The following is a 9686-nucleotide window of genomic DNA, read 5'->3' as shown; positions in this document are numbered from 1 at the left end:
TTTCAGGACCGGGCGGATCACACGCTCGCTCGCGGCAAAGCTGTGCTTTCGGCAGCGCCGCGATCCCCTCACCCGGACATCCTTCGGATGTCCGACCTCTCCCGCAAGCGGGAGAGGCAATCTGTTCGTTTACCCGCCATCGGTATCGCCGATCCCGCGGGACGCGCAGGCGGGCCGTGACGAAATCCGGCCGCGCGTCGATCCGGCGGCGCATGCTGGCGTTGACCGTGCTGGCGCTGCTGCTGACCGGCATCGGCCTGGTCGCGCTGATCCGCGACTATGCCCGCGGCGCGTCGGACAGCGCCTTCGACCGGCTGCTCGCCGCCTCGGCCTTCACCATCGCCGGCGCGGTCCAGATCGAGGACGGCGCGGTCACGGTCGAGCTGCCCACCGCCTCACTGGCGATGCTCGACTTCTCCGACGACGACCGCGTCTTCTACGAGGTGGCGGCGCCGGACGGCGCCTTTGTCACCGGCTATCGCGACCTCGGCGCCGGGCTGCCGCCGGCCGCCTCGGCCACGCCCGACTTCACCGAGGGCACCTATCACGGCGAGGCGGTGCGGATCGCCACGGTCGGCCGGCTGGTCTTCGTCGAGGGCAAGGCCGGCTGGGCCACCATCCGCGTCGCCGAGACCCGCGGCGCCCGCGAGGCGCTGGCGTCGGAGATCCTGGGCCAGGCCGCCCTGCCCCTCGCCGCCCTCGGCCTGGTCGCCCTCGGCCTGGTCTGGTTCGGCATCCGTTATGCCGTAGCACCCCTGGTGGTGATGGAGCGGGAGCTGCGCCGCCGCGCGCCGGAGGACCTGTCGCCGGTGCAGGTGCCGGTGCCGGTCGAGGTGCAGCAGCTGGCCGGGGCGCTGAACGACTTCATCGCCCGGCTGCGCAGCGTGATGGAGCGGGTCAGCGGCCTGGTCGCCGACGCCGCCCACCAGGTGCGCACGCCGCTGGCCTCGCTGCGCGCCCAGGCCGAGGTCGCGGTCGACGAGGACGACCCCGCCCGGCTGCGCGACCGCGTGGTCCGCATCCACCAGAACGCGGTCCAGGCCAGCCATCTGGTCAACCAGCTGCTGATGGACGCGACCGTGCGCCACCGGCTGGAGGCGCGCGAGGCCACCGTCGTGCCGCTCGACGCGATCGTCGAGGATGTGCGCCAGCGGCTGGAGTCCGAGGAGGCCGGCCGGCTGTCGGTCGCGCTGGCGCCGGAGGCGGCGCGGACCGGGATCAGCGGCGACCGCGTGGCGCTGCGCGAGATGCTGTGGAACCTGGTGCACAACGCCCTGACCCATGCGCCCGGCGGCGATGTCGAGATCGAGGCGGCGGTCGAGCGCGACCGGGCCGTGATCCGCGTCTCCGATCGGGGCCCAGGCATTCCGGCGGCCGAGAAGGCGCTGGTGCTGGAGCGCTTCACCCGCGGCGAAGGCAGCCGTGATCGGCCGGGGTCGGGCCTCGGCCTGTCGATCGTCCGCACCGTGGCCGAGGCGCATGGCGGCACGCTGGCCCTGCTGGACCGGCCGGGCGGCGGGCTGCAGGTGGAGGTGGCGCTGCCGTTCGAGGAGGCCGAGCCGGCCCGGCGGCCGCACGGACCGGCGGCGGCACTGCTGCTGGCCGCGGTTCTGCTGGCGGGATCGGTCCAGCCCGGCCGGGCCGCGCCCGGCACCACCGTCTACCCCGCCCCGGCTGGCGGCGAGCGGACGCTGACCATCCTCGGCGCCACCGACACCCCGCTCTTCGCCCGCTTCATCGCCGATTTCCAGGCGCTGCGGCCGGAGATCCGGGTGGTCTACGAGGAGACCGACACGCTGCCGATGTACCAGGCGGCGTCGACCGGCACGCTGTCGCCCGTGCCCGACCTGCTGATCAGCTCCGCCCCCGACCTGCAGGTGAAGCTGGCCAATGACGGCTTCGCCCAGGCCTATGCCTCGCCCTGGCTGGACCGGCTGCCGCACTGGGCGCAGTGGCGGGCCGAGGCGATCGGCTTCACTTTCGAGCCGGCGGTGATCGCCTACAATCCCGACCTGCTGCCCGAGGCGGAGGTGCCGCGGTCGCATGCCGAGCTGATCGCGCTCCTGGAGGCGCAGCCGGAGCGGTTCCGCGGCCGGGTCGCCACCTACGACATCGCCATCAGCGGCATCGGCCACCTGCTGGCCAGCCAGGATGCGCTGATCTCCTCCAACTTCTGGCGGCTGGCCGCCGCCTTCGGCCGGGTCGACGCCAAGCTGAGCGGCAGCAGCCCGGAGATGCTGGACCGGATCGTCAATGGCGAGCTGATCCTCGGCTATAACCTGCTCGGCTCCTACGCCTTCGCGCGGCAGACCGCCGGGAAGCGGCTGGGCGTGGTGGTGCCGGAGGATTACGCCCTGGTCATGACCCGGGTGGCGCTGATCCCGCGCGGCGCCCCGGATGCCGAGCTGGCCCGCGCCTTCGTCGACTACCTGCTGTCGCCGCGCGGCCAGGCGCTGGCGGCCGGCGTCACCGGCCTCGGCGCGATCATGCCCGACATCTCCGGCCCCTGGACCGCCGGCAGCATCGCCGGCAAGGCCGAGGGCGCGCTGCAGCCGATCCCGCTGGGGCCGTCGCTGCTGGTGGCGCTCGACGAGCGCCGCCGGGAGCGGTTCCTGGAGACATGGCGGCGGCTGGTGTCGGACGGCCCGGACCCGATGACAGGACGCTGACAGTCCGGGCCATGGACACCGGCTCCCGGCGCGGCCATATTTCCAGCATGACCGACGAGCTCGAGAGCCTGATCCTGGTCTATCTACGCCGCATCGACGAGAAGGTCGATCGGGTGATCGAGACGCAGCAGGATCACGGCCGTCGCCTGACCTCTCTGGAAAGCCAAGTGGCCGGGCTGCACGCCGATTTCGCCGGCCAATCCGCCCGCATCGACCGCATCGAAGCCCGGCTCGACCGGATCGAGAAGCGGCTGAACCTGATCGAAGCCTGACCGGATCCTCGCCACTCGGCGGCCTGACCCGATGACAGGACGCTGACAGGTTCGGCCGCTAGACTGCCTCCTGGAACCGGGCCGATCGCGATGCCCGGGGCGAAGCAACAGGCCAGGGAGGTCCCGATTTCACCCGAGATGCGAGAGCCCCGCGACCCGCGGCGGCCGGTCACCGTTCCATCCATCATCAACGGCCGATAAGCGACCATCCTGTGCGGTGAACGCACGGGGCGCTATGCTTTCCGCCAAAACCAAACCGATCAAGGGAGGATACCCATGAAGAGACTGGCGATCGCCGCACTCGCGGCCGTCCTGGCGCTGCCGCTGGCAGCCCGGGCCAACGACTACACCATCATGGCGCCGGCCGGCCCCGGCGGCGGCTGGGACCAGACCGCGCGGTCGATGCAGCAGGCGCTGCAGGCCGAGGGCATCTCGCGCAGCGTCCAGGTCGTCAACGTGCCCGGCGCCGCCGGCACGGTCGGCCTGGCCCAGTTCACGAGCCAGAACAAGGGCGACCCGAAGGCCCTGATCGTCGGCGGCTACGTCATGGTCGGCGGCATCATCACCAACAAGTCGCCGGTGACCCTGGCCGACGTCACCCCGATCGCCCGCCTGACCGGCGAGTACGAGGCGATCGTCGTGCCGAAGGATTCACCGCTGAAATCGGTGCAGGAGCTGGTGGAGAGCCTGAAGAAGGATCCCGGCGGCGTGACCTGGGCCGGCGGCTCGGCCGGCGGCACCGACCACATCGCCGTCGGGCTGGTGGCCAAGGCGGCCGGGGTGGACCCGACCGAGATCAACTACATCGCCTATTCCGGCGGCGGCGAGGCGCTGGCCGCGGTGCTGAGCGGCCAAGTGACGGCCGGCATCTCCAGCTACGGCGAGTTCGAGGCCCAGGTGAAGGCCGGGGCGCTGCGCGTCCTGGCGGTATCGAGCGCCGAGCGGATGGCCGGGGTCGACGCGCCGACGCTGAAGGAGTCCGGCCTCGACGTGGTGGTGCAGAACTGGCGCATGGTCGCCGCGGCGCCGGGGCTGAGCGACGAGCAGAAGGCCGCCGTCGCCGCCGACATCGAGAAGCTGGCCAAGTCCAAGACCTGGCAGGATACGCTTAAGACCAAGGGCTGGATCGACACCTACCTGGCCGGCGCCGATTTCGACAAGCAGCTCGCCGCCGACATCGGCACCACCGAGCAGATCCTCAAGGACATCGGTCTGGCCGAATGAGCACCGCCCCGGAACACGCCACGACCAAACACGCCGAGGGGCGTCGGCCGGACTGGCCGGTCCTGGGGATCGCCGCGGCCCTGGCTGTCGTCGCCGTGGTGCTGTTCTGGGACGCCGGCCAGCTCAATGTCAGGGGGTTCGCGGCCCGGTTCGGGCCCGCGATCTTCCCCCGCCTGATCGGCGGCCTGCTGCTGATCATGGCGGCGTGGACGGCGGTCGACGCCTGGCGCGGCAACCCGCCGCCGCGCGAGAAGGACGACCTGCCGCCGATCATCTGGATCGTCGGCGGCCTGGCCGCGCAGATGCTGCTGCTGACCACGGCCGGCTTCTCGATCGCCACCGGCCTCTTGTTCGCCGCGACCGTCAGGGCCTTCGGCCGCGGCCCGCTGTGGCGGACCATCCCGATCGGCATCGTCTTCGCCTTCGTGGTCTGGTTCATCTTCACCAAGGGGCTGGACCTGACCCTGCCGGCGGGGCCGCTGGAACGGCTGTTTCTGCAGTGAGGGCGTGACGCCATGGACACCTTCGCCTTCCTCGCCCAGGGCTTCGCCGTCGCCCTGCAGCCGGTCAACCTGCTGTACGCCCTGATCGGCGTCACCCTCGGCACCGCCGTCGGCGTGCTGCCGGGCATCGGCCCGGCGCTGACCGTGGCGCTGCTGCTGCCGGTGACCTACTCCCTCGACCCCGGGGGATCGCTGATCATGTTCGCCGGCATCTATTACGGCGGCATGTATGGCGGGTCGACCACCTCGATCCTGCTCAACACCCCAGGCGAGAGCGCCTCGATCATCACCGCGCTGGAGGGCAACAAGATGGCCCGCGCCGGCCGCGGCGGCCCGGCCCTGGCCACGGCGGCGATCGGGTCCTTCGTCGCCGGGCTGATCGCGACGGCGGGGCTGGCCTTCATCGCGCCCGAGATCGCCAAGATCGCGATCTCCTTCGGCGAGCCGGAGAAGTTCGCGCTGATCATCCTGGCCTTCGTCACCGTCTCCGCCGCCTTCGGCGATTCACCGATGCGCGGCCTGACCTCACTCGCCATCGGCCTCGCCATCGGCCTGATCGGCCTGGACGAGCTGAGCGGCCGGGCGCGGCTGACCTTCGGCACCCCGGAGCTGCTGGGCGGCATCGGCGTCACCATCCTGGCGGTCGCCCTGTTCGCCATCGGCGAGGCGTTGTCGGTCGCCGGCAGCCAGGGCCGCACCGAGGAGCATATCGAGGCGATCCGCGGCTCGATCTGGATGAGCAAGTCGGACTGGAAGCGGTCCTGGAAGCCGTGGCTGCGCGGCACGCTGTTCGGCTTCCCGATCGGGGCGATGCCCGCCGGCGGCGCCGAGATCCCGACCTTCCTGTCCTACGCCACCGAGAAGAAGCTGTCGAAGCATCCCGAGGAGTTCGGCCATGGCGCGATCGAAGGCGTGGCCGGGCCGGAGGCGGCGAACAACGCCTCGGCCGCCGGCACGCTGGTGCCGCTCCTGACCCTCGGCCTGCCGACCTCGGCCACGGCGGCGATCATGCTGGCCGGGTTCCAGCAGTACAACATCCAGCCCGGCCCGCTGCTGTTCGAGAGCAACCCGGCCCTGGTCTGGGGCCTGATCGCCAGCCTGTTCGTCGCCAATGCGATGCTGCTGGTCTTGAACCTGCCGCTGGTCGGGCTGTGGGTCCGGCTGCTGTCGATCCCGCGCCCCTGGCTCTACGGCGGCATCCTGGTCTTCGCCACGCTCGGCACCATCGGCGCCAACCCGTCGTCGTTCCAGCTGGGACTGCTGCTGGCCTTCGGCCTCCTCGGCTACATGCTGCGCCGCTTCCACTACCCGATCGCGCCGGTGGTCGTCGGCTTCATCCTGGGGCCGATGGCCGAGCTGCCACTGCGCCGCGCGCTGCAGAACAGCCGGGGCGATCCCATGATCCTGGTCTCCTCGCCGATCTCGATCACCCTGCTGGCGATCACCGTCCTGGTCGTGGTGATCCCAATGGTGCTGCGCCAGATGGGCAAGGGCCGCGTCCTGGCCCAGCTGGCGGCCGAAGAAGACTGACCGGCTACCCCCGCCCCGCCGCGATCTTCTGCCAGATCGCCAGCGGCGTCGCCGGCATGTCGATGTGGCGGATGCCGAGGCCGGAGAGCGCGTCGACCACGGCGTTCATCACCGCCGGCAGCGATCCGGCGCAGCCCGCCTCGCCGCAGCCCTTGGCGCCCAGCGGGTTGGTCGCGGTCGGCTGCGGGCGGCTCTCGAAGGTGAAGACCGGCGGGGCGTCGGCGGCGCGCGGCATCTGGTAGTCGACGAAGGAGCCGGTGGTCAGCTGGCCCTCCGCATCGTAGACGGTGCGCTCCATCAGCGCCTGGCCGACGCCCTGCATGACGCCGCCATGCAGCTGGCCCTCGACCAGCAGCGGGTTCACCACCGTGCCGAAATCGTTGACCATCACATAGCGCACCACCGCCGTGGTGCCGGTGTCCGGGTCGATCTCGACCTCGGCGACGTGGCAGCCGTTCGGATAGGCGGACGGCGCCTGCTTGAAGACATGGTCGACGTCGAGCGAGTCCGGCACGTCGGGCGGCAGCTCGAGGCCGGCGGAGAGCCGGCCGGCCAGCTCCATCAGGCCGATGCCGCGGTCGGTGCCGGCCACGGTGAAGCGGCCGTTGCGGAACTCGACGTCGAAGGCGCCGGCCTCCAGCAGATGGCCGGCGATCTGCCGGCCCTTCCCGATCACCAGCTCGCCCGCCTCCAGGATCGCCGCGCCGCTGGCCATGATCGATTTCGAGCCGCCGGTGCCGCCGCCCGCGATCAGCCGGTCGCTGTCGCCCTGGACCAGGCGGATGCGGTCGAGCGGGATGCCGAGCTTGGAATGCAGCACCTGGGCGAAGGGCGTCCAGTGGCCCTGGCCGTAGTCGAGCGTGCCGGTGACGATGGTGACGGTGCCGTCCGGCTCGAAATGCAGGCCGCCCATCTCGTTGGCCGGCGGCGCCGTGACCTCGAGATAGCAGCCGATGCCGCGGCCGCGCAGCTTTCCGCGGGCGGCGCTGTCCTCCCGGCGGGCGGCGAAGCCGTCCCAGTCCGCGGCCTCGATCGCGCGGGCGAGCAGGCCCGGGAAGTCGCCGCTGTCATAGGCCGTCCCCGCCGGGGTCTGCCAGGGCAGCTGATCCGGCGCCACCATGTTGCGGCGGCGCAGCTCGACCCGGTCGATGCCGAGCTCGGCGGCCGCCGTGTCGATCAGCCGCTCCATGTAGTAGTTGCCCTCCGGCCGCCCGGCGCCGCGATAGGCGCCGATCGGCACGGTGTTGGTGACGGCGCAGACCGTGCTCACCTCGACCAGCGGCGTGCGGTACATGCCGATCGAGTTCTTGGCGATGTTGAGCGTGGTCATCATCGGGCCGACCTGGGAGACATAGGCGCCCAGGTTGCCGTATCCGGTGAAGCGGGTGGCGAGGAAGCGGCCCTCGGCGTCGAGCGCCAGCTCGGCCACCACCTCCATGTCGCGGCCGTGATGGTCGGAGACGAAGCTGTCGGAGCGCTGGTCCGTCCACTTCACCGGGCGGCCCAGCGCCCGCGCGGCGTGCAGCAGGCAGACATATTCCGGGAACACCGCGCCCTTCATGCCGAAGGAGCCGCCGACATGGCCGGTGACGAGCCGGATCCGGTCCGGCGGGACGCCCATCGCCTCGGCCAGGTTGTTGCGCTTGCCGAACACGCCCTGGCTTGGCGCGTGGACGGTGAAGCGGCCGGTCTCGGGATCATAGGCGACCACGGCCGCCCGCGGCTCCATGGCGTTGACGACGACGCGGTTGTTCAGGATCTCCAGACGGGTGACATGGGCCGCCTCGGCGAAGGCCTCGGCGACCTTCCCGGTCTCGCCATAGTGGTAGTCGAGCACCAGGTTGCCGGGCGCGTCGTCATAGAGCTGGGGCGCCGCGGGCGCGACCGCCTCCGCCACCCGCGTCACCGCCGGCAGCGGGTCGATGTCGAGCGCGACGGCCTCGGCCGCGTCGCGCGCCTGATGCGCGGTCTCGGCGATCACGACCGCGACCGGATCGCCGACGAAGCGCACCTTCTCCGACGCCAGCGCATGGCGGAGTGGTCGCGCCATCGGCGAGCCGTCGCGGTTCTGGAACGCGAACAGGCATTTCAGCGGCCCGTAGCCCATCGGCGCGAGGTCCGCCGCGGTGTAGACCGCGAGCACGCCCGGCATGGCGCGGGCCGCCTCCGCGTCGATGCCGGAGATGACGCCATGGGCATAGGGGCTGCGCACGAAGGCGGCATGGGCCTGGCCGGGCAGGCTGACATCGTCGGTGTAGCGGCCCTCGCCGCGGAGCAGGACCGGGTCCTCCATGCGGGACACCGGCTGGCCGATGCCGAACTGCAGGGCGGCGGAATCCTCGGCCTTGAAGAGATCGTTCATCGGCGGAGCCTCGATCGCTGCGGGGGGAGCCGAGGCGTCACGCTCGATGGCGAGGCGTCTGCCGTGGCTCTCGAGAACTGGTGGAATCAGACTAGGGGCCGGCCCCGGGATGGGAGAGGAGCCGTTTCGGCAACGCTCCCCCCGGTCGGGCGCAGGCCTCGACAGGATAGAGGCTCGGCCGGCCCGGATTCCAGCCCGAATTCCGCAAGGTTTGTGCGGCCGGGCAAAGATGCTACGCCTGACCGCCGATCCCGGGACCATGCCGTCGAGGTCGATATGAGGCGCACCGCCCTGTTCTCTGCCATTGTTTGCGCCGTCGCGATCGCGACCGCCGCGCCGTCGGTCGCCGGCGAGAAGAAAGGCGTGGCGATCGGCCCCCGGGACGGCAATGCGGCCGAAACGATCCGGCAACTCGATGCCAGCTGGTACTACACCTGGAACACGACGCCCATCGACGGCGCCGGGGCCGCGCAATTCGTGCCGATGATCTGGTCGGACGGCGCGAAGACGGACCGGCAGGTCGCACAGCTGGAGGCCGGGTCGAGACCTTGCGCGCTGCTGGCCTTCAACGAGCCGGACGGGCGGCGGCAGGCCGACATGTCGGTCGACCAGGCGGTCGGCGCCTGGGACCGGCTCCGGCCCCTCGCCCGCCGCATCGGCAGCCCGGCCGCCGTCAACGCGCTCGGGCCCTGGTTCGAGAGCTTCTCGGCCCGGATGGCCGAGCAGGGCAAGGACTACGATTTCATCGCCGTCCACTGGTATGGGGCGCCCTCGGCCAAGAGCTTCCTGCGCAAGATCGACTACATCCACGAGACCTTCAAGAAGCCGATCTGGATCACCGAATTCGCCGTCTCCGACTGGGCCGCGCGGGACGGGCGCCGGAACCGGTACAGCACCGAGGCGACGGAGCGGTTCATGCGGACCGTCCTGCCCGAGCTGGAGCGCCGCCCCTATGTCGAGCGCTATGCCTGGATGGGCGCCGGCGCCTATCGCGAGGCCACCGTCACCTCGCGGCTGGTGGACGACAGCGGCGCGCTGACGCCGCTCGGCCGGATCTATGCCGAGTTCGACGGGAACGATGTGGGGTCGGTCACGACCGAGCCGCCCTGCGCCGCGGGAGACTGAC

At 71.4% G+C, this 9686-nt stretch carries 7 protein-coding genes; 6 read left to right on the top strand and 1 reads right to left on the bottom strand.

The window, feature by feature from the left end; genetic code table 11:
- Positions 1 to 176 precede the first annotated feature (176 nt).
- The 5 genes from ACFW16_RS21420 to ACFW16_RS21400 all read left to right on the top strand — a co-directional run bounded on the left by ACFW16_RS21420 (position 177) and on the right by ACFW16_RS21400 (position 6198).
- A complete protein-coding gene (locus ACFW16_RS21420; protein WP_380308741.1) occupies positions 177 to 2669 on the top strand; it encodes an extracellular solute-binding protein in 2493 nt (830 codons plus the stop codon).
- A gap of 11 nt (positions 2670 to 2680) precedes the next feature.
- On the top strand, positions 2681 to 2941 hold the full coding sequence (locus ACFW16_RS21415) for a hypothetical protein (protein WP_380308739.1): 261 nt from the start codon (positions 2681 to 2683) through the stop codon (positions 2939 to 2941).
- 276 nt (positions 2942 to 3217) lie between these two features.
- Positions 3218 to 4165, top strand: coding sequence for a Bug family tripartite tricarboxylate transporter substrate binding protein (locus tag ACFW16_RS21410; RefSeq protein ID WP_380308737.1), 948 nt, complete (start codon positions 3218 to 3220; stop codon positions 4163 to 4165).
- Positions 4162 to 4668, top strand: coding sequence for a tripartite tricarboxylate transporter TctB family protein (locus ACFW16_RS21405; RefSeq protein WP_380308735.1), 507 nt, complete (start codon positions 4162 to 4164; stop codon positions 4666 to 4668). Before ACFW16_RS21410 ends, ACFW16_RS21405 begins: the two co-directional genes overlap by 4 nt.
- Positions 4669 to 4680: 12 nt before the next feature.
- Entirely contained in the window at positions 4681 to 6198 is a 1518-nt protein-coding gene (locus ACFW16_RS21400) for a tripartite tricarboxylate transporter permease (protein WP_380308733.1), read from the top strand.
- A gap of 4 nt (positions 6199 to 6202) precedes the next feature.
- Here the strand turns inward: ACFW16_RS21400 and ACFW16_RS21395 are convergent, their stop codons facing one another.
- Positions 6203 to 8560, bottom strand: coding sequence for a xanthine dehydrogenase family protein molybdopterin-binding subunit (locus tag ACFW16_RS21395; RefSeq protein ID WP_380308731.1), 2358 nt, complete (start codon positions 8558 to 8560; stop codon positions 6203 to 6205).
- Between the two features lie 276 nt (positions 8561 to 8836).
- Here ACFW16_RS21395 and ACFW16_RS21390 point away from each other — a divergent pair, with 276 nt between their 5' ends.
- The gene (locus tag ACFW16_RS21390) at positions 8837 to 9685 is read left to right on the top strand and encodes a glycosyl hydrolase (RefSeq protein WP_380308729.1); all 849 of its coding nucleotides are present in this window, start codon (positions 8837 to 8839) and stop codon (positions 9683 to 9685) included.
- Position 9686: the final 1 nt, after the last annotated feature.

Source organism: Inquilinus sp. NPDC058860, from assembly GCF_042743185.1.
Lineage (GTDB): Bacteria > Pseudomonadota > Alphaproteobacteria > DSM-16000 > Inquilinaceae > Inquilinus.
This window is presented reverse-complemented; position numbering and strand designations above follow the sequence as displayed.

Bases quoted from the DNA above. Each gene is read 5' to 3' on its own strand.
- ACFW16_RS21415 (WP_380308739.1), top strand. From the start codon at position 2,681: ATGGACACCGGCTCCCGGCGCGGCCATATTTCCAGCATGACCGACGAG.
- ACFW16_RS21410 (WP_380308737.1), top strand. From the start codon at position 3,218: ATGAAGAGACTGGCGATCGCCGCACTCGCGGCCGTCCTGGCGCTGCCG.
- ACFW16_RS21405 (WP_380308735.1), top strand. From the start codon at position 4,162: ATGAGCACCGCCCCGGAACACGCCACGACCAAACACGCCGAGGGGCGT.
- ACFW16_RS21400 (WP_380308733.1), top strand. From the start codon at position 4,681: ATGGACACCTTCGCCTTCCTCGCCCAGGGCTTCGCCGTCGCCCTGCAG.
- ACFW16_RS21395 (WP_380308731.1), bottom strand. From the start codon at position 8,560: ATGAACGATCTCTTCAAGGCCGAGGATTCCGCCGCCCTGCAGTTCGGC.
- ACFW16_RS21390 (WP_380308729.1), top strand. From the start codon at position 8,837: ATGAGGCGCACCGCCCTGTTCTCTGCCATTGTTTGCGCCGTCGCGATC.